Consider the following 24,669-nt stretch of genomic DNA (forward strand, 5'->3'; position numbering starts at 1 on the left):
CGATGAACGGTGAGACCCTGTCCGACCTGGGTGGCCTGAAAGACCTGAAGGCCTCCCACTCCATGTTCGGCAAGATGCTGGACGACCTGATCCGCGACGCAGGCGGGCCGGGCTTCTTCTGGCAGCTGCTGGTGCTGGCCGGCTGCCTGCTGGTGGCCTGGCCGCTGGCGCGCTTCGTGGTGCGGCGCCTTGAAGCGCGCTACCAAGGCTCAAGCTTCTCCGTGCGCTTTGCCGCCGCCAGCCTCGAGCGCGCCATGTTCCCCCTGGCCGGATGGGTGCTGGTGCTGATCGCCCGCTTTGCGCTGGAGCCGCTGATCCCGATCAGCGTGCTGCGCCTGGCGCTGGTGCCGCTGTTCGGCATCACCTTCCTGAATTCCACCTTCTACGTGCTGCGCCGGGTGATGTCGGGCAGTGGCCAGCTGCATGGCATGCTGCTGCTGGTGGAGAAGGTGCTGACCACGCTGGTGTGGGCCGGCATGGCACTGTACGTGCTGGGCGTGCTGGCGGACGTGGTGGCGTGGATGCAGGGCGTGCGCTTCGCGATCGGCGGCAAGCAGAAGATCAGCCTGGCCGAGACCCTGATGGCGGTGGTCTGGATCCTGCTGACGGTGCTGGTGGCGCTGTGGTTCGGTTCCTGGCTGGAAGAGCGGCTGATGCGCTCGGCCAACCTCGACGGCAACCTGAAGGTGGTGCTGACGCGCATCTCCAAGGCCTTGCTGCTGCTGGTGTCGCTGCTGCTGAGCCTGTCGCTGGTGGGGATCGACCTGACCGTGCTGTCGGTGTTCGGCGGCGCGCTGGGCGTGGGCCTGGGGCTGGGTTTGCAGAAGATCGCCAGCAACTACATCTCCGGCTTCATCATCCTGCTGGACCGCTCGGTCAAGCTGGGCGACCAGATCACGGTGGACAAGTACACCGGCATCGTGTCGCAGATCCGCACCCGCTATACGGTGGTGCGCAACGGCGATGGCGAAACCCTGGTGCCGAACGAGCAGCTGGTGGCGCAGCCGGTGCAGAACCATTCGTTCTCCAACACCAATGTGCGCGTGGCCACCCGGGTGCAGGCAGACTACAACGCCGATCCGGAAACGGTGATCGCGCTGCTGACCGCATGCGTGCGCGACCTGCCGCGCGTGCTGCCCGACCCGGAGCCCGCCGCTTTCCTGGTGCTGTTTGCCGATAGCGGCATCGAGTACGAGGTTGCGGTCTTCGTGGCCGATCCGCAGAACGGCAAGCTGGGGGTGCAGTCGGCGATGAACCGCGCGATCTGGCGCACGCTGCGCGAGCATGGGATTTCCATCCCCTATCCGCAGCGTGAACTCCGCGTGCTGGGCGAGGCACCCTTGCCCGGCAACGATCTGCCCCCATCTAAGACGGTAGCGGATGCAGCGAATGCGGCGAGTGCCGCATAGACCGCAAGATGGGCGCAGCATGCGCCACCCACGGAACGAAAACTGTGGCGCTCCGTCCAAATCCGGGAAATAGCGTATGCTTGCGCGTCGCGCGATCCGGTAGAATGCCGGGTTGTCGCGGGTTGCAGCTTCAGGTTGCAGCGCACGCTCCCACATCAGACAGCCGCCAGATTGCAGCGGCTCGTACCTTGTCCCGCCAGCGCAGGCCATCCCGGCGCCGGCGCGAGACTCGTGTGCCTGGGAGCCCGGTATGACTTCGGGTCCCGTGGCAGGCGCCAGAAAGCTATCGCAATCACTTGGATTCGCAGCCTTTTTTCTGCGCGTTGCGTGCACCGGCCCCGCCGGGCTGCACGGGAAAGTCCCTGTTTAACCGACGGAGAACAGTTTGTTCGACACTATTCTTGACTGGGCCGCCAACGGCCTTGCCAACTGGACCTGGTGGGAGATCGTCATCTACACGCTCGTGATGACGCATATCACGATTGCCAGTGTCACCATTTTCCTGCACCGCTGCATGGCGCACCGGTCGCTGGATCTGCACCCGATCGCCCAGCATTTTTTCCGCTTCTGGCTCTGGCTGACCACGGGCATGGTCACGCGCGAGTGGACCGCCATCCACCGCAAGCACCACGCCAAGTGCGAAACCGAAGAAGATCCGCACAGCCCGCAGACCCGCGGCATCCGCAAGGTGCTGCTGGAGGGAGCGGAGCTGTATCGTGCCGAATCCAAGAACAAGGAAACCATCGCCAAGTTTGGCCATGGCTGCCCCAATGACTGGATCGAGCGCAACGTGTACTCGCGCTTCGGCTGGCAGGGTGTCGGCCTGATGCTGATCATCGACCTTGCGCTGTTCGGCGTGATCGGCATGACCGTTTGGGCCGTGCAGATGCTGTGGATCCCGATCCATGCCGCCGGCATCATCAATGGCCTGGGCCACTGGTGGGGCTATCGCAACTACGATTGCGAGGACGCCTCGACCAACGTGTCGCCGTGGGGCCTGATCATTGGTGGCGAAGAGCTGCACAACAACCACCACACGTACCCGACCTCGGCCAAGTTCTCGATCAAGTGGTATGAGTTCGATGTGGGCTGGGGCTATATCCGCGCGATGCAGGCAGTCGGCCTGGCCAAGGTCAAGAAGACTCCGCCCAAGGCACGCCTGGTGGAAGCCCGCCCGGTTGACCACAACACGCTGGAAGCGATCATCGCCAACCGCTATGACGTGATGGCGCGCTATGCCAAGGCCGTCAAGGGCGCGTTCCGCCAGGAACTGGAAAAGCTCAAGGAAGGCCGCGTGGCCGAGTACCGCAGCTTCAAGCCCGCCAGCAAGTGGTTCCACCGCGAGGAAACCAAGCTGGCCGCGCCGCAGCGCGAACAGCTGGCAAGCATCGTTGAACAGAACAAGGCGCTGCAGACCTTCGTCGAAATGCGCCGTGAACTGGCCGCCATCTGGGGCCGTTCCAACCTGACGCGCGAGCAGCTGCTGCAGCAGCTGCAGGCCTGGTGCCATCGTGCCGAGGCCAGCGGCATCCAGGCGCTGCAAGATTTCTCGCTGCGCCTGCGCCGCTACGCCTGATACAATCCGGCCGCGCCGTATGGTTTGACAAAGCCCCGCCCATGGCGGGGCTTTTGTTTTAGATAAACTCCCCAATATTCTGGCCGGGCCGCATCCTTGCTGGCGAAGGTCTAGAGGAGTACCGGAGATGACCCCACAATCGATCAAGACCGTCGAGTTCGAAAAGCCGAACCTGGCGGATGCCGAAAACGCCACTGGCAGCAGCTGCGTGGCCCATGCCTGGGCCAAGGTGCCGCCGGTGCTGACACCCGACGAGCGCCAGTCCCTGAAGACGCGTATTCGCCGCCTGCTCAAGGAACGCAATGCGGTGCTGGTGGCGCACTATTACGTCGACGCCGACCTGCAGGACCTGGCCGAGGAAACCGGCGGCTGTGTCTCCGACTCCCTGGAAATGGCCCGCTTCGGCCGCGACCACGAGGCCCGGACCCTGGTGGTGGCGGGCGTGCGCTTCATGGGCGAGACCGCCAAGATCCTGAGCCCCGAGAAGACCGTGCTGATGCCGGACCTGGACGCGACCTGCTCGCTCGACCTGGGTTGCCCGGCCGATGAGTTCGCCGCCTTCTGCGATGCGCACCCGGACCGCACCGTGGTGGTCTACGCCAACACCAGCGCCGCCGTGAAGGCGCGCGCGGACTGGATGGTGACCTCCAGCATCGGCCTGAAGATCGTCGAGCACCTGCATGCGCAGGGCAAGAAGATCCTGTGGGCGCCGGACAAGCACCTGGGCAGCTATATCCAGAAGCAGACTGGTGCCGACATGCTGCTGTGGCAGGGCTCGTGCCTGGTGCACGACGAGTTCAAGGGCATCGAGCTGGACCTGCTGCGCCGCGAATTCCCCAACGCCAAGATCCTGGTGCACCCTGAGTCGCCGGAAAACGTGGTGGCACAGGCCGATGTGGTCGGCTCGACCTCGCAGCTGATCGAGGCCGCACAGAAGCTGGACGCGACCGAGTTCATCGTCGCCACCGACAACGGCATCCTGCACAAGATGCGCATGGCGGCGCCCGGCAAGCACTTCATTGAAGCGCCCACGGCCGGCAACAGCGCGACCTGCAAGAGCTGCGCGCACTGCCCGTGGATGGCCATGAACGCGCTCACCAACCTGGCCGAGGTGCTGGAAACCGGCCGCAACGAGATCCATGTCGACCCGGTGATCGGGCGCCAGGCGGTGACCTGCATCAACCGCATGCTGGACTTCGCCGCCGCGCAGAAGCGCAATGTGCGTCCGTCGGCAGACCTGGCCAAGGAACAGGCGCTGTTCAAGGGGATTGGCCCGGCATGAGCGTGAATTCGATTTTCGACAGCTACGGTCCGGCGCTGCAGGCAGCGCTGCAAGCCAATGTGCAGGCCGCCATTGACGAGGATGTCGGCAGCGGCGACCTGACCGGCCTGCTGGTGCCTGCGGCCAAGGCGGCACGCGCGCGCGTGATCGTGCGCGAGTCCGCAGTGCTGTGCGGCCAGCCGTGGTTCGATGCCTGCATGCGCGCGGTCGACCCGGCGCTCGAGGTGCACTGGCTGCAGCAGGAAGGTGCCCGCATGGCGCACGATTCGGTGGTCTGCGAGATCACCGGCCCGGCGCGCTCGCTGCTGACGGCGGAGCGCCCGTCGCTGAATTTCCTGCAGCTGCTGTCGGGCGTGGCCACCGCCACGCGCCGCTATGCCGACCTGATCGCCGGCACCCGCGCGCGCGTGCTGGATACGCGCAAGACGCTGCCGGGCCTGCGCCTGGCGCAGAAGTACGCGGTCCGCATCGGCGGCGGCGAGAACCAGCGGCTGGCGCTGTACGACGGCATCCTGATCAAGGAAAACCATATCGCCGCGGCTGGCAGCATCAGCGCGGCCATGCAGGCGGCGCTGGCGCTCGATACCAGGGCGTCGGTGCAGATCGAGGTGGAAACGCTGGCCGAACTGGAAGAAGCGCTTGCGGCCGGTGCGACGTCGGTGCTGATCGATAACTTCACCGTGCCGATGATGCAGGATGCGGTCAGGATCAATCGGGGCAGGGCGCTGCTGGAGGTGTCGGGCGGCGTCAATGCCGATACTATCCGCACCTTTGCCGAAACCGGCGTGGACCGGATCTCGGTTGGTGCGCTGACCAAGGACGTGCGGGCGACGGACTATTCGCTGCGGATCATCGGCTGACGCTTCGCGCGATACCAGAAAAACGGGGTGGGGCCTTGCGGCGCCACCCCGTTTTGCTTTGCCTGGCCGGCCGTCAGCGCTTCCTTGTGGCTGGCGGCTGAATCACCGTCGGCAGCGCCTTGGGCAGGGTATCCGGATAGTCCCGGCTGAAGTGCAGGCCCCGGCTTTCGTGGCGCGAATAGGCGCTGTCCACGATCAGCGAGGCCACTTCGACCAGGTTGCGCAGCTCCAGCAGGTCGCTGGTGACGCGGAAGTTGGCGTAGTACTCAGCGATTTCCTCGCGCAGCAGGCCGATGCGGTGCTGGGCGCGCTCCAGCCGCTTGCTGGTGCGCACGATGCCGACGTAGTTCCACATCATGCGGCGCAGCTCGTCCCAGTTGTGCGACACCACCACTTCCTCGTCGGCATCGGAGACGCGGCTTTCATCCCAGGCCGGCAGCGTGATGTCAGGCAGCCCGGCCTTGTCCTTGGAAGCGATGTCCTCGGCCGCGGCGCGGCCGATCACCATGCATTCGAGCAGCGAGTTGGAGGCCAGCCGGTTGGCGCCATGCAGGCCGGTGCAGGCGGTTTCGCCCACGGCGTACAGATTGCCGATATCGGTGCGCCCGGAGGTGTCGGTGACCACGCCGCCGCAGGTGTAGTGGGCGGCCGGCACCACGGGAATCGGCTCGCGCGTGATGTCGATGCCGAGCTCCAGGCAGCGCGCGTGGATGGTCGGGAAGTGTTCTTTCAGGAAGGATTCGGGCTGGTGGCTGATATCCAGGTAGACGCAGTCCAGGCCGCGCTTCTTCATCTCGAAGTCGATCGCGCGCGCCACCACGTCGCGCGGCGCCAGTTCGGCGCGCGCATCGTGTTCGGGCATGAAGCGGGTGCCATCGGGCAGCTTGAGCAGGCCGCCTTCGCCGCGCACCGCTTCGGAGATCAGGAAGGACTTGGCGTAGGGGTGGTACAGGCAGGTCGGGTGGAACTGGATGAACTCCATGTTCGAAACCCGGCAGCCCGCGCGCCAGGCCATGGCGATGCCGTCGCCGGTGGCCGTATCCGGGTTGGTGGTGTACAGGTAGACCTTGCCGGCACCGCCCGCGGCCAGCACGGTGTGCGTGGCGGTGAGGGTGCGCACTGCGCCGGTGCTGTCGTCCAGTACGTACAGGCCGTAGCAGCGGTTGCCCGGCAGCCCCAGCTTGCGCGAGGTGATCAGGTCGATTGCGAAGTGGTCTTCCAGGATGGTGATGTTCGGGTGCTGCATGGCCTGCTGCAGCAGCGTGCTGACCACGGCATGGCCGGTGGCGTCGGCGGCGTGGATGATGCGCCGGCGGCTGTGGCCGCCTTCGCGCGTCAGGTGGAAGCCCAGTTCGGCCTGTTCGTCGCGCGTGAACGGCACGCCGCGGTCGATCAGCCACTGGATGGCCTCGCGCCCATGCTCCACGATGAAGCGCGTGGCCTCTTCGTCGCACAACCCCGCACCGGCGACGAGCGTGTCCTGCGTATGCTCGTCATGGCTGTCGCCGGAATCCAGCACGGCGGCAATACCGCCCTGCGCCCAGTCGCTGGCGCCCTGGGTCATGGCGCGCTTGCTGAGGATGGCCACCCGGTGGGTGTCGGCCAGTTGCAGCGCGACCGTAAGGCCGGCCAGGCCGCTGCCGACGATGGCGACGTCGAAATTCATGGTGCGGAGTGCGCTGGGGGGCGCCAGGCAAAAAGGAGGAAACGGGAAAGTCTACACCTGAAGCGCCATCCCGCGCATCAGCGCGTCGCGTGGGGGTGGGCGCTTATCGCCCCGCAGGCCTGCGCGGCGCGCAGGCAACAAAAAGCCCCGCGGCATGGCGGGGCTTTCTGGCGGGAACCGGGATCAATTACTTGATCTTGGTTTCCTTGTAAGCGACGTGCTTGCGGGCGACGGGATCGAACTTCATGATCTCCATCTTTTCCGGCATGGTGCGCTTGTTCTTGGTGGTCGTGTAGAAATGACCCGTACCTGCGGTCGATTCCAGCTTGATCTTGTCGCGGCCGCCCTTGCTTGCCATGATGTGCTCCTAATTAGACTTCGCCGCGTGCGCGCAGGTCGGCGAGCACGGAGTCGATGCCTTTCTTGTCGATCAGGCGCAGGCCGGCGTTCGAGACGCGCAGGCTCACCCAGCGGTTTTCGGATTCAACGAAGAAACGACGATTCTGCAGGTTGGGCAGAAAACGGCGCTTGGTCTTGTTGTTTGCGTGGGAAACGTTGTTGCCGACCATCGGCGCTTTCCCGGTCACTTGACAGACGCGTGCCATGAAGCACTCCTAAATCTTCTATTCGTGGACAATGTTCGCAACAGATCAACAAAAGGCGCGCGGGCCCGGACTGCAGCGGTTGAGACTTCAGCAAAACGGGCATTATAGACCGGATTCCCTCGCCGAATCAATGCCTTCTGTGCTTTGGCGTTATCCGGTGTTGCTGCGCTGTATGTGCCGTGGCGTTGGCGTCACAGCCCGGGCAGGCGGTCGCAGCAGTCGGCCAGCGAGCGGATTTCCTGGCCGGCCACGATGAAATGGTCGAGCAGCCGCACGTCGATCAGATCGAGGGTGCGCGCCAGTTCGTGGGTCAGGCGGATGTCGCTCTGGCTCGGCGCGGTGGTGCCGCGCGGGTGGTTGTGCGCCACGATGATGCCGGCCGCATTATGCACGAGCGCCTGGCGCGCCACTTCGCGCGGGTAGACGGCGGTGCGCGTCAGCGTGCCGCGGAACATTTCTTCACTGGCCACCATGCGGTTGCGCGGATCCAGGAACAGGCACAGGAAGACCTCGTGCGGCAGCGGCGCCAGCGTCAGGCGCAGGTAGTTGCGCACCGCCGCCGGGCCGTCAAAGCCGGTGGGCAGGCGCAGCGATTCGGCCAGCGCACGCCGTGCCAGCTCCGGAATGGCCTGCAGTTGGGCATACTTGGTTTCGCCCATGCCCCGGACGCTTGTCAGTGCGCGCCCCTCGGCCGCGAACAGGGCTGTCAGCGAGCCGAAGCGGTGCAACAGCTCGCGTGCGAGGTCCACGGCACTTTTGCCGGCAGCGCCCACGCGCAGCAGGATGGCCAGCAGCTCGGCGTCTGACAGGGCGGCGGCGCCGCTTTCCATCAGTTTCTCGCGGGGCCGCTCGCAGGCGGGCCAGTTGGCAATGGTCATGAGCACTCCAGGGTAGTCACGCCGTGATGAGGGTGAGGCCGGGTCCGGGGGCGGCGGGCAATGGGCCAGTCGAATACAATACGGGTTGTTGACCGGTTGATCACCCATGAATTTGCAAACTTTCGCGTCGGAAACCGACGGCGGCACGGCTGGCCGCAAGACTGTCCAGGCCGACTCTTTCCTGACCCTGCACTACAGCATCGCGCTCGAGAACGGCACCGAGGTCGTCAGCACGTTCGAGGAGAAGCCCGCCACGCTGCTGCTCGGCCAGGGCCAGTTCGCGCCGACGCTGGAGCAGGCGCTGCTCGGCATGCCCGAAGGCGAGCGCATGACCTACCGGCTGGCGCCGGAGCAGGCCTTTGGCCCGCGCAACCCCGAGCTGCTGCAGTGGGTGTCGCTGGCCACGCTGCGCGAGAACAGTTCCTTCGAAGAGGACTACAGCCCTGGCGACCTGGTGGAGTTCAACGCGCCCGGCGGCGGCAAGTACGCCGGTGTGCTCAAGGAGTTCGGCGAGACCGCCGCGCTCTTTGACTTCAACCATCCGCTGGCCGGGCAGACCATCCTGTTCGACGTGCAGCTGATCGGCATTCTCTGAGCGCGCCGCACGTGTGCCGAACCATCCTGATACCGCAGCATGCCTGACCTGACTCCCGCACCCGACGCAGAAATCCTGATGGCGCAGCCGCGCGGCTTCTGCGCCGGCGTGGACCGTGCCATCGAGATCGTCGAGCGTGCGCTCGAGCGCTTCGGCGCGCCCATCTACGTGCGCCACGAGATCGTCCACAACGCCTATGTGGTGGCCGGCCTGCGCCGCAAGGGCGCGGTGTTCGTGCGCGAGCTCGACGAGGTGCCCGCGGGCGCCACCGTCATCTTCAGCGCCCATGGCGTGTCGCGCGAAGTGCGTGCCGACGCCGCCGCGCGCGGGCTGCACGTGTTCGATGCCACCTGCCCGCTGGTGACCAAGGTGCATGTCGAGGTGAGCAAGATGCGCGCCGAGGGCTGCGAGATCGTGATGATCGGGCATCGCGGCCATCCGGAAGTGGAGGGCACCATGGGCCAGGCCAGCAGCGGCATGCTGCTGGTGGAGTCGGTGGCCGACGTCGCCACGCTGCAGGTTACCGACCCGTCGCGGCTTGCCTACGTGACCCAGACCACGCTGTCGGTGGATGAGACCCGCGAGATCGTGGCCGCGCTCAAGGCGCGCTTTCCGCAAATCCGCGAGCCCAAGAAGCAGGACATCTGCTATGCCACGCAGAACCGCCAGGACGCGGTGAAGTTCATGGCGCCGCAGGTGGAGGTGGTGATCGTGGTGGGCAGCCCCAACAGCTCCAACTCCAACCGCCTGCGCGAGCTGGCCGAGCGCCTGGGCGTGCCGGCCTATATGGTGGACGCCCCCGAGCAGGTGCGCCCCGAATGGATCGCCGGCAAGCGCCGCATCGGCCTGACCGCCGGCGCTTCGGCGCCCGAGGCGCTAGCCCAGTCCATCGTCGAGCGCCTGCGTGAGCTTGGCGCGAGCCAGGTGCGCCCGCTTGACGGCATCGAAGAGAACATGGCCTTCCCGCTGCCGCGTGGGCTGCTGCCGGCCAGCGCCGCCGCCTGACCCGGTGCGGGCCGTGCCCGCCTGCCAGCCCCGCCTTGAACAAGGGCGCCGCTTGATGCGGCGCCCTTTGTCTTTGGTACGCCCGATTTGCAGCCGGCCGGCGCGAATAATGCACGGCGATGGTGCAGGTAATACATGGCTGTCCTGCTGATCAGACAAATCAGGGTAATCCCCCGGTTTGGGGTTTTCCCTATTATGGTGCGGCGCTACATTCTGCACATTAGAGAACGGTGCAGCTGAATTTAAATGAAACACCTAATTAATAAAGGCGCATTATAGGTGGTGCCGGCGATGCTTATCCGTGCCATCGGGCGGCGCAGGCACGATTCTTGTAAGTAGGTGAGGCGGCCGCGTCATGTGAGCGGGAATTGCCGCAATCTGTGCATTGGGGAAATTCCCTAGCTCATTTGACCGGTAAATGGTTAAGGATGTTGCGTCGCGTATTGCATCGACTAAGAAAGGGGATACAATGCGCGCGTTTCAAATTGAAACTAAACAAAGGCGGTCCAGGGAAACGTCCGGGAGGCGTTGAAAATCCCTGTCTTCGTGAATCCTAGGAGATCACTCATGCAAATCACGTTTGCCAAGATTCTGCCGATTGCGGCCGCAGTGGCGCTGGTAGCCGCTTGCGGCAAGAAGGAAGAGAAGCCGGCTGATGCGGCGCCTTCGGCGCCGGCGGCAGCCGCTCCTGCAGCGGGCGGCGGTGAAGTCGTCGTCAAGATCGGCCACGCGGCCCCGCTGACCGGCGGCATCGCGCACCTTGGCAAGGACAACGAAAACGGCGCCCGCCTGGCCGTGGAAGAAGTCAACAAGACCGGCCTGGAGATCGGTGGCAAGAAGATCAAGCTGGAACTGGTTGGCGAAGACGATGCCGCCGACCCCAAGACGGGCACCTCCGTGGCGCAGAAGCTGGTCGACGCCAAGGTGGTGGCCGTGGTCGGCCACCTGAACTCGGGTACGTCGATCCCGGCCTCCAAGATCTATAGCGATGCCGGCATCGTGCAGATCTCGCCCTCGTCCACCAACCCGGACTACACCAAGCAGGGCTTCAAGACCACCTACCGCGTGGTGGCCACCGATGCCCAGCAGGGCCCGGCACTGGCCAACTATGCCAGCAAGACGCTCCATGCCAAGAGCGTGGCGATCGTCGACGACGCCACCGCCTACGGCAAGGGCCTGGCCGACGAGTTCGAGAAGACCGCCAAGGCGGCCGGCGTGAACGTGGTGGCGCGCGAGGCCACCAACGACAAGGCCACCGACTTCAAGGCCATTCTCACCAAGATCAAGGGCAAGAAGCCTGACGTGATCATGTACGGCGGCATGGACGCCACCGGCGGCCCGTTCGCCAAGCAGGCCAAGGAACTGGGCATCGGTGCCAAGATCGTCGGCGGCGACGGCGTCTGTACCGACAAGGTGGCCGAACTGGCGGGCGACGCCGTGACCAACATCATCTGCTCCGAGGCCGGCCTGGCCCTGTCGAAGATGGAGCAGGGCGCGGACTTCTCCAAGCGCTACCAGGCTCGCTTCAACGCCCCGGTGCAGATCTATGCACCGTTCACGTATGACGCCGTGATGGTCGTCGTCGACGCCATGAAGCGCGCCAACTCGACCGAACCGGCTGCCATCCTGGCCGAAATGCCCAAGACCAACTACAAGGGCGTGATCGGCAATATCGCCTTCGACGAGAAGGGCGACATGAAGGAAGGCACCATCACGCTGTACGAGTACAAGGACAAGAAGAAGTCCGTCCTCGACGTCGTGAAGATGTAATCTGGGCTTACCGGCCCATCCGAACGGCACCGTGAGTATTTTGCGGTGCCGTTCTTTTTAGCCTCGCCTAATGTAGAAGCATCCTTACCATGGATGGAGCAGGGCAGGTCGCTTACCAGCAAACCAACCACCGCAACGTTACCCATTACACACCATGGTCCCGCCCCCGGCATCCACACCATGCCGCAAGGTCCGGGACTGAAGCAGGAGTTTTCATGGATATCCTTATCCAGCAGATCGTGAACGGTCTGGTGCTCGGCAGCATCTATGCGCTGATCGCACTGGGCTACACCATGGTCTACGGTATTCTCGGCATCATCAACTTCGCCCACGGCGATGTGCTGATGATCGGCGCGCTGACCGCCCTGTCAGCCATCCTCGGATTGCAGAAGTTCGCCCCCGGCCTGCCTGAATGGCTGACGCTGGTGATCGCCACGCTGGTCGCGATGCCAGTCTGCGCGATCCTGTCCTATTCGATCGAGCGGATCGCCTACCGGCCCTTGCGCAATGCGCCACGGCTGGCCCCGCTGATTACCGCCATCGGCGTCTCCATCATCCTGCAGACGATGGGCATGCTGATCTGGTCGCGCAACCCGCTGACCTTCCCGCAGCTGCTGCCGTCCGAGCCGATCGACATCGGCACGACCGGCGCCACCATCACCGGCAAGGAAATGGTCATCATCGGCATGGCCGTGATGGTGATGTCCGGCCTGCTGGCCCTGGTCAACCGCACCAAGCTCGGCCGCGCCATGCGCGCCACCGCCGAGAACCAGAAGGTGGCCGGCCTGATGGGCGTGAACCCCAATTTCGTCATTTCCGCCACCTTCATGATCGGCGCCACGCTGGCCGCGCTGGCCGGCGTGATGATGGCCACCAACTACGGCAATGCCCACTTCTACATGGGCTTCATCCCCGGCCTGAAGGCGTTTACCGCCGCGGTGCTGGGCGGCATCGGCAACCTGGCTGGCGCCATGGTCGGCGGCATGCTGCTGGGCCTGATCGAAGCGCTCGGCGCCGGCTATATCGGCGACCTGACCAACGGCGTCTTCGGTTCGAACTACCAGGACGTCTTTGCCTTTATCGTGCTGATCACCGTGCTCGTCTTCCGTCCGTCCGGCATCATGGGCGAACGCGTGGCGGATCGCGCCTGAGGAGAGCGAATCCATGAATACTCCGATTCCATCCACGGCAGCCGTCGCGGCGCCCACCAAGGTGCCGGCCAAGACCCTGGCCGCACTGATTGGCTTCCTGGTGATCGCCCTGTGCGCACCGTTCTTCGTCCAGACCCTGGGCGGCAACTACTGGGTCCGCGTGCTGGACTTCGCGCTGCTGTACATCATGCTGGCGCTGGGCCTGAACATCGTGGTGGGCTTTGCCGGCCTGCTTGACCTGGGCTATATCGCGTTCTACGCGGTCGGCGCCTACCTGATGGCGCTGCTGGGCTCGCCCCACCTGGCGAACCAGTTCGAGTGGATCCAGCAACTGTTCCCCACCGGCATCCACCTGTCGATGTGGTTCGTGTTGCCGATCGCGATCCTGGTAGCCGCCACCTTCGGCGTGCTGCTCGGGGCGCCAACGCTGAAGCTGCGCGGCGACTACCTCGCCATCGTGACGCTGGGCTTCGGCGAGATCGTCCGCATCTTCATGAACAACCTTGACCGCCCGGTCAACATCACCAACGGGCCCAAGGGCATCACCGCGGTGGACCCGGTCCATATCTTCGGCTTCGACTTCTCGAAGTCGCACGAGATCTTCGGACTCAAGTTCACGCCGGTATTCATGTACTACTACCTGCTGGTGTTCCTGGTCATCGTGATCGTGTTCGTGAGCCTGCGGCTGCAGACCTCGCGTATCGGCCGCGCTTTCGTGGCCATCCGCGAAGACGAGATCGCCGCCAAGGCGATGGGCATCAACACCCGCAACATCAAGCTGCTGGCCTTTGCCATGGGCGCTTCGTTCGGCGGCGCCTCGGGCGCGGTGTTCGGCGCGTTCCAGGGCTTCGTGTCGCCGGAATCGTTCACGCTGTGGGAATCGATCTACGTGCTGGCCATCGTGGTGCTTGGCGGCATGGGCCATATCCCGGGCGTGATCCTGGGCGGCGTCCTGCTGGTGGGCTTCCAGGAGTTGCTGCGCGTGGTGGCGGAGCCGATGCAGACCGGTTTGTTCGGCCATGTCATCGTCGATGCCGAAGTGCTGCGCCAGCTGCTGTTCGGCCTGGCCCTGGTCGGCGTCATGCTGTATCGCCCGGCGGGCATCTGGCCGTCGCCGCGCAAGGAAGACCGCCCGGTGGTGCGCCGTGCGGGCAGCGTGGGCCGTTTCTGACCAGGAGGACAACATGAGCAACAACGATTTCCTCCTGTCGGTACAGGGGGTCAACAAGCGTTTCGGCGGCCTGCAGGCACTGTCCGAGGTGGGCCTGCAGATCAAGCCGGGCGAGATCTACGGGCTGATCGGCCCCAACGGCGCCGGCAAGACCACCTTCTTCAACGTGATCACCGGCCTGTACACGCCGGATTCAGGCGAGTTCGTGCTGGGCGGCAAGCCCTACCAGCCGACCGCCGTGCATGAGGTCGCCAGGGCCGGCATCGCGCGCACGTTCCAGAACATCCGCCTGTTCGGCGAGATGACTGCGCTCGAGAACGTGATGGTGGGGCGCCACGTGCGCTCCAAGGCCGGCGTGTTCGGCGCGATCTTCCGCCCGCCCGCGGTGCGCCGCGAGGAAGAGGGCATCGAGGACATGGCGCACGACCTGCTCGACTATGTCGGCATCGGCAAGTACGCCAACTTCACCGCGCGCAACCTCTCCTACGGCCACCAGCGCCGGCTCGAGATCGCGCGGGCGCTGGCGACCGAGCCCAAGCTGCTGGCACTGGACGAACCGGCCGCGGGCATGAACGCGACCGAGAAGGTGGAGCTGCGCGGACTGCTCGACAAGATCCGCAACGATGGCAAGACCATCCTGCTGATCGAGCACGACGTGAAGCTGGTGATGGGCCTGTGCAACCGCATGACGGTGCTGGACTACGGCAAGGTGATTGCCCAGGGCCTGCCGCACGAAGTGCAGAACAACCCCGCGGTGATCGAGGCCTACCTCGGCGCATCGGCACACTGATGGCCGGAGGACAAGCAATGACACAGACAGTACTGAAGATCTCCGGCCTCAAGGTCGCGTACGGCGGCATCCAGGCCGTCAAGGGCATTGACCTGGAAATCCGGGACGGCGAGCTGGTGACGCTGATCGGCGCCAACGGCGCCGGCAAGACCACCACCATGAAGGCCATCACCGGCCTGCAGGGCTGGGCCAGCGGCGACGTGGAATACATGGGCAAGTCGATCAAGGGCGTGCCCAGCTACGCGCTGCTCAAGCAGGGCCTGGCGATGGTGCCGGAAGGCCGCGGCGTGTTCGCGCGCATGACCATCACCGAGAACCTGCAGATGGGCGCCTACACGCGCAACGACGACGCCGGAATCAAGGCCGACGTCGAGCGCATGTTCGGCATCTTCCCGCGCCTGAAGGAACGCGCCAACCAGCTGGCGGGCACCATGTCCGGCGGCGAGCAGCAGATGCTGGCAATGGCGCGCGCGCTGATGAGCCAGCCCAAGGTGCTGCTGCTGGACGAGCCGTCGATGGGCCTGTCGCCGATCATGGTCGAGAAGATCTTCGAGGTCGTGCGCGACATCTCGGCACAGGGCGTGACCGTGCTGCTGGTGGAGCAGAACGCGCGCCTGGCGCTGCAGGCTGCCCACCGCGGCTACGTGATGGAGTCGGGCCTGATCACCATGAGCGGGGACGCCAAGCAGATGCTCGACGATCCCAAGGTGCGGGCCGCCTACCTGGGCGAGTAAGGCGCGCGCTGCCGCCTCCCACCCCGCCGCAAGAGGGGTGAGGGAGAGGGCAGGCGCACGCAGGCGCAAGGCCTTTCCCCTTGCCGCGGGGCCCCGCGCAACGCCTGCTCAGGCTGGTGTGCGCGGGTTCTGCGGCGCTGGCTCTCTCCCTCACTCCTCTGCGGCACCACAAAGAAAAAAGCCTCGCGCGCGCGAGGCTTTTTTTCCGTCTGGCGAATGACCAGGACTCAGGCCAGCTTCTTCAGCAGCGTGCGCAGCATGCCGATCATCTGGTCGATCTCTTCACGCGTCACGTTCAGCGCGGGCATGAAGCGCAGCAGGTTGGCGCGCGGAGCGTTCAGCAGCAGGCCTTGCGGCACCATGTCGCGGGCTTCTTCCACCAGTTGCGGGCCGATGTCCTTGCCCAGCATCAGCGCGCGCAGCAGGCCGTCGCCGCGTTCGCCGGCCAGGCCGAACTCGGCGGACAGCGCCAGCAGCTGTTCCCTCAGGTATTCGCCCTTGGCCTTGACGTCGTCGAGGAAGCCCGGCGCGGTCAGCTGCTCGATCACGGCGCTGCCCACCGCGGTCATCAGCGGGTTGCCGTTGTAGGTGCCGCCCTGGTCGCCGGCCTCGAAGCTGGCGACCTCGGCCTTGCACAGCAGCGCCGACAGCGGCACGCCGCCGCCGATGCCCTTGCCCAGCGTCATGATGTCCGGCTCCACGCCTGCCAGCTCGTAGGCGAACAGGGTGCCGCAGCGGCCGCAGCCGGTTTGCACTTCATCGACGATCAGCAGCAGCCTGTGCTTGTCGGCCAGCGCGCGCAGGCCCTGCATGAACTCGCGCGTGGCGGGGATCACGCCGCCTTCGCCCTGCACCGGTTCCAGCATGATGCCGACGGTCTTGTCGGTGATCAGCTTCTCCACCGAGGCCAGGTCGTTGAGATCGGCGCGCGGGAAGCCCGGCACCTGCGGCGCAAAGATGGTGTCCCAGCCGGCCTTGCCCGACGCGCTCATGGTGGCGAGCGTGCGGCCATGGAAGCTGTGGTCCATGGTGATGATCTCGAAGGCGCCGTCCTTGTGCTTGCGGCCCCATTTGCGCGCCAGCTTGATCGCGCCTTCGTTGGCCTCGGCGCCGCTGTTGGCGAAGAAGACCTTGTCGAAGCAGCTGTGGTCGGTCAGCTGCCGGGCCAGCTTGAGCATCGGCTCGTTGTAGAAGGCCGGGCTCGGGTTGATCAGCCGGTGCGACTGGGCCACCAGCGCGTCGATCATGCCCTGGTTGGAATGGCCCAGACAGTTCACTGCCCAGCCCTGCACGAAGTCCAGGTATCGCTTGCCGTTGTGATCCGTCAGCCAGGAGCCCTTGCCCTCGGTGAACACGAGCTCGGGCCGGTTGGTGATGTACATCAGGGATTGGACGGGATACTCAGCAAATGCCATGGCGGACTCCAGGGGTCGGCTTTAAACGATGGACGGACGGGCGTAACAACCGGGACAAAAACAAAAAGCCACGGGGGTTGCCCGTGGCTCGTTGACATGAACAGACGCAGTCGACGGTCAGCCGCGCGGCACCCCAGCGGGGAGCGACGTACGGAAGCTGCGGCGTCGGTTGAAGGTCATGTGCATGCGGGCAAATATAAGGCGCATGCGCCCGGGTGTCAAAACGAATTTTGGCTGGCCCGGGCATTGTTGCGCTGAGGGAACGGCTCTCGGGCGGCCTCAGGCCGCGGGAGTGGCCGGGTGCATGTCGGCCTCGGAGGTGAACGAGTCGGCGAAGAACGCGTCCTCGTGCAGCTTGCACTGGCGAGTGAAGTCGCCGCGCGCGGCATTGATCATCACCGGGGCGCCGCAGGCATAGACCTCGTGGCCCGACAGGTCGGGATGGTCGGCGATCACGGCCTGGTGGACAAAGCCGGTGCGGCCCTGCCAGTTGTCTTCAGGCAGCGCGTCGGAGATCACCGGCACGTAGCGGAAGTTGGGCAGCTCGCGCGCCCACTGCTCGCACAGCGCGTGCATGTACAGGTCCTTGGGCCGGCGGCCGCCCCAGTACAGGGTCATCGGGCGCTGGATGCCGGTGTAGGCGGCGTGCTCGACGATGGCCTTGATCGGCGCAAAGCCGGTGCCGGAAGCCAGCAGGATAATCGGGGCCTCGGACTCCTCGCGCAGGAAGAAGCTGCCCAGCGGGCCCTCGAAGCGCAGGATGTCGCGCTCCTTCATGGCCGGCTGGCCTTCCCTGGCGCCGAAAACATAGTCGGTGAAGGCGCCGCCGGGCATATGGCGGATATGCAGTTCGATCGGGCCGTCTTCATGCGGCGGCGTGGCGATCGAATAGCTGCGGCGCTTGCCGTCGCGCAGCAGGAATTCCACGTACTGGCCGGCCAGGTACTGCATGCGCTCGGTCGCCGGCAGCTGCAGCTTGATGGCGATCACGTCGTCGGCCAGGCGCTCGATCGCGGTCACGCGGCACGGCACCTTCTTGATCGGGATGTCGCCCGCGCCGTGGACCTCGCGGCACTCGATGGTGACGTCCGAGGCGGCGTTGGCGCAGCAGAACAGGGCGCGGCCCTCGGTCTTCTCCTGCGCGGTCAGTGCCGCCGGGGCGTGGTCGCCCTGCACGATGGTGCCTTCGAGCACGCGGCCCTTGCACGAGCCGCAGGCGCCGTTCTTGCAGCCGTAGGGCAGCCCGATGCTGTGGCGCAGGGCCGCGCCGAGGATGGTTTCGTCCGCTGCCACTTCAAACTTGTGGCCGCTGGGCATGACGGTTACTTGATAAGCCATAATCGGTCTATGAGCCAAATTCTGTCGAAGCTGCAGCCCTCGCGCCTCCCACAAGTCCCGCGGCTGCCGGCGCCTTCGCGCCGGCTGGGCCGCCCGCGCCTGTTGATCGTCGGCTGCGGGGATGTGGGGACGCGCTGCCTGCGAATCCTGTCGTCGCGCATGCGTGTCTTTGCCGTGACCTCACAGCCGGCGCGCCGGGCTGAACTGCGCGCCGCCGGCGCGGTGCCGCTGGTGGCGGACCTGGACCGGCCGGCCACGCTGGCACGGCTGCATGGGCTGGCCACGCAGGTGCTGGACCTGGCGCCGCCGCCCGGGCAGGGCGAAGGCGATCCGCGCACGCGTGCCTTGCTCGCCGCCTTGCGCCGGGCGGCCTGGCGCAAGGCCAGGACGTCGGCCGGCATGCTTCCCGGCGAGCCCGCCATTCTACCCGACCGGGGCAGGCCCCGCGCTGCGTTTGTCTACGCCAGCACGTCGGGCGTGTACGGCGACCGGCAGGGCGCCCGGGTCTCGGAATTCCACGCCGTGCGGCCCCAGACCGCCCGCGCGCGCCGCCGCGTGGCCGCCGAGCAGGCAGTGCGCGGCTTCGGCCGCGATGCCGGCTGGCGTGCCAGCATCGTGCGCATCCCCGGCATTTATGCCGAAGACCGCCTGCCGCTGGCGCGCCTGCACCGCGGCACGCCCGCGCTGGTGCCGCAGGACGATGTCTACACCAGCCATATCCATGCCGACGACCTGGCGCGCACCATGGTCGCGGCGCTGTTCCGCGGCCGCGCGCAGCGCGTGGTCCATGCCAGCGACGACACCGAGCTGCGCATGGCCGACTACTTCGACCTGGTCGCCGACCGTCGCGGCCTGCCGCGCCCGCCGCGGATCACGCGTGGCGAGGCGCGTGAAGTGATCGACAAGACGCTGCTGAGCTTCATGAGCGAATCGCGCCGCCTTGACAACCGCCGCCTGAAACGCGAGCTGCGCCTGCGGCTGCGTTATCCGACCGTCACTTCCTTCTTCGACGCCTGACCACCTGGCCAATGGGCTCGTGCCGCTGGCACGGGGCTTGCTGCCCCTGTGCGTCGTTTTACTCCTGTCTATACAACAACACTTTCGCTGCCCCGGCCTGGTGCCGGCACCACCATCCGTGAACCGGACCGGTGCGAGGTCTGTTGAGAAATCTCCGCTGGAAAGCGCCTTTCAAGGTATTTATCCGTCTGGTTGCTTGGTGGAAGCCCTACGTTGACTTGTATATACAGGTACTGTTTAATGTCCGAAAACGAGCGCGGCCGCACGCATGGCCTGCCGTCGACGGACACACCAAAGGAGCGTACAGATGAGGAATCACAGCAGGATTCGCGGTCGGATGGCAGTGCAGGCCGCGGTGCTGGTTGCGGCATTGGGGGCTGGTGCGGCCCAGGCGCAGAATGCCCAGGTCACGCTGGGCATGAGCGGCTGGACCGGTTTCGCGCCGCTGACGCTGGCCGACAAGGCCGGCATCTTCAAGAAGCATGGCGTGGACGTCGACATCAAGATGATCCCGCAGAAGGACCGCCACCTGGCGCTGGCCTCGGGCGCGATCCAGTGCGCGGCCACCACGGTGGAAACGCATGTGGCCTGGAACGCCAACGGCGTGCCCATCACCCAGATCGTGCAGCTCGACAAGTCCTACGGCGCCGACGGCCTGGCCGTGCGCAGCGACGTCAAGAGCTTTGCCGACCTGAAGGGCAAGACCATCGGCGTCGATGCGCCGGGCACCGCGCCGTATTTCGGCCTGGCCTGGATGCTGAAGAAGAACGGCATGACGCTCAAGGACATCAAGACCACCACGCTGTCGCCGCAGGCGGCCGCGCAGGCCTTCGTGGCCGGCCAGAACGACGGCGCCATGACCTATGAGCCGTATCTGTCGACGGTGCGCCAGAACCCGGACAAGGGCAAGATCCTGGCGACCACGCTCGACTACCCGATGGTGACCGACACGCTGGGCTGCGCGCCGAAGTGGCTTAAAGAGAATCCCAAGGCCGCGCAGGCGCTGGTCGACAGCTACTTCGAGGCCCTGGAGATGATCCGGAAGGAGCCGGCCAAGGCCAACGACATCATGGGCGCTGCGGTCAAGCAGACCGGCGAGCAGTTCGCCAAGTCCTCCGCCTACCTGCGCTGGCAGGACCGCGAGGCCAACCGCAAGTTCTTTGCCGGCGAGCTTGCCAGCTTCAGCAAGGAAGCTGCGGCGGTGCTGCTGGAAATCGGCGTGATCCGCCAGGTGCCGGACGTGACGGCGCTGTATGACGCGCGTTTCCTCAAGTAACCGACAGTCTTCAGGAGGCGTGACGTCATGACGCAAGCCAGACTTGGAACACCCGCCCCGGCCGCTGCCGCGGCGGTCCCTGCCGCAGCGGCGGCGCCGGTGCGCCGGCGCCACCCGTGGCTGGCCCCGCTGGTGCCGGTGGCGCCCAACACGCGCTGGATGCTGGGCCTGTCCTTCTTCGTGCTGTTCTTCGGCATCTGGGCCGTGGTAACGCTGGGCGGCTTCGTGCCGCGCACGTTCCTGGCCGATCCGATGACGATGGCCAAAGAGGGCTTCATCCTGTTCACCGAGCACAACTTCATCGGCGACATCGGCATGACCGTGTGGCGCGTGGTCGGCGGCTTCGTGCTGGCGGCGGTGCTGGCGGTGCCGCTGGGCATCTTCATGGGCGCGTACAAGGCGGCCGAGGCGTTCTTCGAGCCCTTCGTGTCGTTCTGCCGCTACCTGCCCGCGTCGGCCTTTATCCCGCTGCTGATCCTGTGGGCCGGCATCGGCGAGACCCAGAAGCTGCTGGTGATCTTCATCGGCTCGTTCTTCCAGATCGTGCTGATGGTGGCGGTGGCCGTCGGCGGCGCGCGCAAGGACCTGGTGGAGGCGGCCTACACGCTGGGCGCCAACAGCGCCGGCATCGTGCGGCGCGTGCTGATCCCCGGCGCCGCGCCCGAGATTGCCGAGATCCTGCGGCTGGTGCTGGGCTGGGCCTGGACCTACGTGATCGTGGCCGAGCTGATCGGCTCGTCGTCGGGCATCGGGCACATGATCACCGACAGCCAGGCGCTGCTCAATACCGGGCAGATCATCTTCGGCATCATCGTGATCGGCTGCATCGGCCTGGTCTCGGACCTTGTCTTCAAGCGCGCCAACCAGCGCCTGTTCCCGTGGAGTTCGATCCAATGAGCGCACTGTCCATCCAGCAGGTCTCGCGCACCTTCTCCAACCCGCGCGGCGGCCAGACCCTGGCGCTGCAGCCGGTCGACTTCGAGGTCCGCGACAATGACTTCGTCACCATCCTCGGGCCTTCGGGCTGCGGCAAGTCCACGCTGCTGCGCATCGTCGCGGGGCTGGATACGCCCTCCAGCGGCCGCGTGCTGCTGGACGGCCAGCCGGTGTCCGCCCCCGGCGCGGACCGCGGCATGGTGTTCCAGTCGTACACGCTGTTCCCGTGGCTGACGATCGAGCAGAACGTGCGCTTCGGCTTGCGCGAGCGCGGTATGAGCGCCGCCGAGCAGAAGGAGCGCAGCGACTTCTTTATCCAGCGTGTGGGACTGCGCGGCTTCGAGCACCATTTCCCCAAGCAGCTGTCGGGCGGCATGCAGCAGCGCACCGCGATTGCGCGCGCGCTGGCCAACGATCCCAAGATCCTGCTGCTCGACGAACCCTTCGGCGCGCTCGACAACCAGACCCGCGTGCTGATGCAGGAGTTGCTGCTGGGAATATGGGAGGCGTCGCGCAAGACGGTATTATTCGTGACCCATGATATCGACGAGGCCATTTTCATGGCCAACCGGGTGGCGGTGTTTTCTGCCAGGCCGGGTCGGATCAAGAGCGAGATCGCGGTGGATTTCCCGCATCCGCGCCATTACACCGTCAAGACCACTCCGGAGTTCTCCGCGCTCAAGGCGCGGCTGACCGAGGAGATCCGCGCCGAGGCCATGGCCTCGGCCGAGCACTAGGCATCCAACCAACGCCATGAACCACGCCGCCGGCACCGCTTCTTCCGCTTCTGCCTCTCCCACCGCGCTCTACCAGCAGGTGAAGGAGTACATTGCCCGCCAGATCCAGAGCGGCGCGTGGCAGCCGGGCGACCGGGTGCCGTCGGAGCAGGAACTGGTGAACCGCTTCGGCGTCTCGCGCATGACTGTCAACCGGGCGCTGCGCGAGCTGCAGGAGCAGGGCCGGGTGGTGCGGGTGGCCGGCGTGGGCACCTTCGTGGCGGAGCACAAGCCGCAGTCGACGCTGCTGTCCGTGGTCAACCTGCAGGACGAGATCCGCATGCGCGGCCATGACTATGCCTGCGACGTGATCCTGGTGGAGCGTGTGTCGGCATCGATCGAGGTGGCCGCCGCGCTGGAGCTGCGCACCGGCGAGTCGGTGTACCACTCGGTCTGCGTGCATCGCGAGGACGGCGTGCCGGTGCAGCTGGAGGACCGCTACGTCAATGCGCGCGTGGCGCCGGACTTCATCAGCCAGGACTTCAGCGAGACCCAGCCCGGCGAATACCTGCTGCGCCATGTGCCCTACGATCAGGTAGAGCACGTGGTCGATGCCATTGCCGCGACGCCGGAGCAGGCCGCGCAACTGGAAATGCCGCCCACGCAACCTTGCCTGATGCTGACGCGCCGCACCTGGACCAACGGCGTGCCGGTGACCTTTGTGCGCTGCCTGCATCCGGGCAACCGCTACCGCCTCGGCAGCCGCTTCCGCGCCGACGGCAACCCTGCTTTCGGCTGAATCCACAGGATCCGGCCGCACGGTTCAACTTTTTACTCTAAGCTGTATAGACAGGAACATACAAATGAGCGCCAGCCAACACGACGACCAAGCTTCCCGCCCGCTGCTGACCCTGCAGCCGGGCCAAGTCACCCTGGCCGACCTGCGCCGCATCTACCGCGGCGAAGTGCGCCTGGCCATGGCCGAATCGGCCTGGGCCGGCGTGCGCGCCGCGCAGGCCACGGTGCAGGACATCATCGACGCCGATGCCGTGGTCTACGGCATCAATACCGGCTTCGGCAAGCTGGCGCAGACCCGCATCCCCAATGACAAGCTGGCGCAGCTGCAGCGCAACCTGGTGCTGTCGCACAGCGTCGGCACCGGCCCGGACCTGGCCGAAGACACGGTGCGCCTGATCCTGGCGATCAAGGCCGTGAGCCTGGCGCGCGGCCATTCGGGTGTGCGCCCGGAACTGATCGAGGCGCTGCTGGCGCTGGCCAACCACGGCGTGACGCCGTGCATCCCGGCCAAGGGGTCGGTCGGCGCCTCGGGCGACCTGGCGCCGCTGGCGCATATGTCGTGCACGCTGATCGGCGTGGGCGACGTGCTGGTCGACGGCAAGCGCGTGCCCGCCGCCGAGGGCCTGGCGCACGCCGGCCTGCAGGCCTTCGAGCTGGGCCCCAAGGAAGGCCTGGCGCTGCTCAACGGCACCCAGGTGTCGACCGCGCTGGCGCTGGCCGGCCTGTTCGCCGCCGAAGACGCCTTTGCCGCCGGACTGGTGGCGGGCGCGCTGTCGCTGGAAGCGATCAAGGGCTCGGTCAAGCCGTTCGACGCCCGCATCCATGAGGCGCGCGGCCAGGCCGGCCAGATCGCCGTGGCCGGCGCCGTGCGCGCGATGCTGGACGGCAGCGAGATCGTCGACTCGCACAAGACCTGCGGCCGCGTGCAGGACCCGTACTCGATCCGCTGCCAGCCGCAGGTGATGGGCGCGTGCCTGGACAACCTGCAGCACGCCGCGCGCATCCTGCAGATCGAGTCCAACGCCGCCTCGGACAACCCGCTGGTATTCTCCGCGCAGGGCGACGTGGTCTCGGGCGGCAACTTCCACGCCGAGCCTGTGGCATTTGCCGCCGACATCATCGCGCTGGCGATTGCCGAGATCGGCGCGATTTCCGAACGCCGCCTGGCGCTGCTGCTCGATACCGGGCTGTCGGGCCTGCCGCCGTTCCTGGTGCGCGACGGCGGCCTGAACTCGGGCTTCATGATTGCGCAGGTGACCGCGGCCGCGCTGGCCTCCGAGAACAAGGCGCTGGCGCATCCGTCCAGCGTCGACAGCCTGCCGACCTCGGCCAACCAGGAAGATCATGTGTCGATGGCCACCTACGGTGCGCGCCGCCTGGGCGAGATGGCCGCCAACACCGCAGTGGTGGTCGGCATCGAGGCCATGGCCGCGGCGCAGGGCATCGAGTTCCACCGCCCGCTGAAGTCGTCGCCGCTGGTGGAGCAGGAACTGGCCCGCATCCGTGCGCGCGTGGCCTTTGTCGAAGAGGACCGCTACCTGGCACCGGATATCGAAGCGATGAAGCAATGGGTGGTGCAGGGCGATGCCGGCGCGGGCTGGCCCGATGCCGTGCGCGCGATCCTGCCGACCAACCTGTCGTAACGCGCCCCGCGCCGACACTGCCAGACCAGACCCGCAGC

General features: G+C 66.1%; 23 protein-coding genes. 17 read left to right on the forward strand and 6 right to left on the reverse strand.

Going from position 1 to position 24,669, the window contains the following annotated elements; all coding sequences use genetic code 11:
- Positions 1 to 2: 2 nt before the first annotated feature.
- The 4 genes from C265_RS03495 (at position 3) to nadC (ending at position 5,127) form a co-directional block, all read left to right on the forward strand.
- Positions 3 to 1,409: a mechanosensitive ion channel family protein gene (locus C265_RS03495; RefSeq protein ID WP_010814985.1), complete on the forward strand. Its 1,407-nt coding sequence runs from the start codon at positions 3 to 5 to the stop codon at positions 1,407 to 1,409.
- Positions 1,410 to 1,794: 385 nt separating this feature from the next.
- Entirely contained in the window at positions 1,795 to 2,985 is a 1,191-nt protein-coding gene (locus C265_RS03500; RefSeq protein WP_010814984.1) for an acyl-CoA desaturase, read from the forward strand.
- A 127-nt stretch (positions 2,986 to 3,112) separates the two neighbouring features.
- Positions 3,113 to 4,267, forward strand: coding sequence for a quinolinate synthase NadA (nadA, locus tag C265_RS03505; RefSeq protein WP_010814983.1), 1,155 nt, complete (start codon positions 3,113 to 3,115; stop codon positions 4,265 to 4,267).
- Positions 4,264 to 5,127 (forward strand): carboxylating nicotinate-nucleotide diphosphorylase, encoded by an 864-nt coding sequence (nadC, locus tag C265_RS03510; protein WP_010814982.1) that lies wholly within the window; start codon positions 4,264 to 4,266, stop codon positions 5,125 to 5,127. The genes nadA and nadC overlap by 4 nt, the downstream gene beginning before the upstream one ends.
- Before the next feature lie 73 nt (positions 5,128 to 5,200).
- Here the strand turns inward: nadC and nadB are convergent, their stop codons facing one another.
- The 4 genes from nadB to radC all read right to left on the reverse strand — a co-directional run bounded on the left by nadB (position 5,201) and on the right by radC (position 8,276).
- Positions 5,201 to 6,793, reverse strand: coding sequence for an L-aspartate oxidase (gene nadB, locus C265_RS03515; protein WP_010814981.1), 1,593 nt, complete (start codon positions 6,791 to 6,793; stop codon positions 5,201 to 5,203).
- Between the two features lie 187 nt (positions 6,794 to 6,980).
- Positions 6,981 to 7,151 (reverse strand): 50S ribosomal protein L33, encoded by a 171-nt coding sequence (gene rpmG / locus C265_RS03520; protein WP_010814980.1) that lies wholly within the window; start codon positions 7,149 to 7,151, stop codon positions 6,981 to 6,983.
- A gap of 13 nt (positions 7,152 to 7,164) precedes the next feature.
- Positions 7,165 to 7,398 (reverse strand): 50S ribosomal protein L28, encoded by a 234-nt coding sequence (rpmB, locus tag C265_RS03525; RefSeq protein ID WP_006575661.1) that lies wholly within the window; start codon positions 7,396 to 7,398, stop codon positions 7,165 to 7,167.
- Positions 7,399 to 7,589: 191 nt separating this feature from the next.
- On the reverse strand, positions 7,590 to 8,276 hold the full coding sequence (gene radC / locus C265_RS03530) for a DNA repair protein RadC (protein WP_010814979.1): 687 nt from the start codon (positions 8,274 to 8,276) through the stop codon (positions 7,590 to 7,592).
- A gap of 106 nt (positions 8,277 to 8,382) precedes the next feature.
- On the opposite strand from radC, the gene C265_RS03535 reads away from it, so the two are divergent.
- The 7 genes from C265_RS03535 to C265_RS03565 all read left to right on the forward strand — a co-directional run bounded on the left by C265_RS03535 (position 8,383) and on the right by C265_RS03565 (position 15,492).
- On the forward strand, positions 8,383 to 8,871 hold the full coding sequence (locus C265_RS03535; RefSeq protein ID WP_010814978.1) for a peptidylprolyl isomerase: 489 nt from the start codon (positions 8,383 to 8,385) through the stop codon (positions 8,869 to 8,871).
- 39 nt (positions 8,872 to 8,910) lie between these two features.
- A complete protein-coding gene (gene ispH / locus C265_RS03540; protein ID WP_010814977.1) occupies positions 8,911 to 9,876 on the forward strand; it encodes a 4-hydroxy-3-methylbut-2-enyl diphosphate reductase in 966 nt (321 codons plus the stop codon).
- A 567-nt stretch (positions 9,877 to 10,443) separates the two neighbouring features.
- The gene (locus tag C265_RS03545) at positions 10,444 to 11,646 is read left to right on the forward strand and encodes a branched-chain amino acid ABC transporter substrate-binding protein (protein WP_010814976.1); all 1,203 of its coding nucleotides are present in this window, start codon (positions 10,444 to 10,446) and stop codon (positions 11,644 to 11,646) included.
- Positions 11,647 to 11,861: 215 nt separating this feature from the next.
- Entirely contained in the window at positions 11,862 to 12,797 is a 936-nt protein-coding gene (locus C265_RS03550) for a branched-chain amino acid ABC transporter permease (RefSeq protein ID WP_010814975.1), read from the forward strand.
- Positions 12,798 to 12,810: 13 nt separating this feature from the next.
- The gene (locus tag C265_RS03555) at positions 12,811 to 13,968 is read left to right on the forward strand and encodes an ABC transporter ATP-binding protein (RefSeq protein WP_010814974.1); all 1,158 of its coding nucleotides are present in this window, start codon (positions 12,811 to 12,813) and stop codon (positions 13,966 to 13,968) included.
- A 13-nt stretch (positions 13,969 to 13,981) separates the two neighbouring features.
- Positions 13,982 to 14,758, forward strand: coding sequence for an ABC transporter ATP-binding protein (locus C265_RS03560; protein WP_010814973.1), 777 nt, complete (start codon positions 13,982 to 13,984; stop codon positions 14,756 to 14,758).
- Between the two features lie 17 nt (positions 14,759 to 14,775).
- Positions 14,776 to 15,492 (forward strand): ABC transporter ATP-binding protein, encoded by a 717-nt coding sequence (locus tag C265_RS03565; RefSeq protein ID WP_010814972.1) that lies wholly within the window; start codon positions 14,776 to 14,778, stop codon positions 15,490 to 15,492.
- A gap of 227 nt (positions 15,493 to 15,719) precedes the next feature.
- On the opposite strand, the gene C265_RS03570 is transcribed toward C265_RS03565, so the two are convergent.
- Both C265_RS03570 and C265_RS03575 read right to left on the reverse strand, forming a co-directional pair.
- Positions 15,720 to 16,907 (reverse strand): acetylornithine transaminase, encoded by a 1,188-nt coding sequence (locus C265_RS03570; protein ID WP_010814971.1) that lies wholly within the window; start codon positions 16,905 to 16,907, stop codon positions 15,720 to 15,722.
- Between the two features lie 279 nt (positions 16,908 to 17,186).
- On the reverse strand, positions 17,187 to 18,245 hold the full coding sequence (locus C265_RS03575; RefSeq protein ID WP_010814970.1) for a CDP-6-deoxy-delta-3,4-glucoseen reductase: 1,059 nt from the start codon (positions 18,243 to 18,245) through the stop codon (positions 17,187 to 17,189).
- Between the two features lie 9 nt (positions 18,246 to 18,254).
- Between C265_RS03575 and C265_RS03580 the strand changes: the two genes are divergently transcribed.
- From C265_RS03580 to hutH, 6 genes are all read left to right on the forward strand, one after another.
- Positions 18,255 to 19,262 carry an NAD-dependent epimerase/dehydratase family protein gene (locus C265_RS03580; RefSeq protein ID WP_010814969.1) on the forward strand — a complete coding sequence of 336 codons (1,008 nt, stop codon included), beginning with the start codon at positions 18,255 to 18,257 and terminating at the stop codon, positions 19,260 to 19,262.
- A 307-nt stretch (positions 19,263 to 19,569) separates the two neighbouring features.
- On the forward strand, positions 19,570 to 20,538 hold the full coding sequence (locus C265_RS03585; RefSeq protein WP_037023534.1) for an ABC transporter substrate-binding protein: 969 nt from the start codon (positions 19,570 to 19,572) through the stop codon (positions 20,536 to 20,538).
- A 27-nt stretch (positions 20,539 to 20,565) separates the two neighbouring features.
- Positions 20,566 to 21,435 (forward strand): ABC transporter permease, encoded by an 870-nt coding sequence (locus C265_RS03590; protein WP_010814967.1) that lies wholly within the window; start codon positions 20,566 to 20,568, stop codon positions 21,433 to 21,435.
- A complete protein-coding gene (locus C265_RS03595; RefSeq protein ID WP_010814966.1) occupies positions 21,432 to 22,211 on the forward strand; it encodes an ABC transporter ATP-binding protein in 780 nt (259 codons plus the stop codon). Before C265_RS03590 ends, C265_RS03595 begins: the two co-directional genes overlap by 4 nt.
- 16 nt (positions 22,212 to 22,227) lie before the next feature.
- A complete protein-coding gene (gene hutC, locus C265_RS03600) occupies positions 22,228 to 22,989 on the forward strand; it encodes a histidine utilization repressor (protein ID WP_010814965.1) in 762 nt (253 codons plus the stop codon).
- Between the two features lie 64 nt (positions 22,990 to 23,053).
- A complete protein-coding gene (gene hutH, locus C265_RS03605; protein WP_010814964.1) occupies positions 23,054 to 24,631 on the forward strand; it encodes a histidine ammonia-lyase in 1,578 nt (525 codons plus the stop codon).
- The last annotated feature ends 38 nt before the right edge of the window (positions 24,632 to 24,669 follow it).

Source organism: Cupriavidus sp. GA3-3 (assembly GCF_000389805.1).
GTDB classification, from domain to species: domain Bacteria; phylum Pseudomonadota; class Gammaproteobacteria; order Burkholderiales; family Burkholderiaceae; genus Cupriavidus; species Cupriavidus necator_D.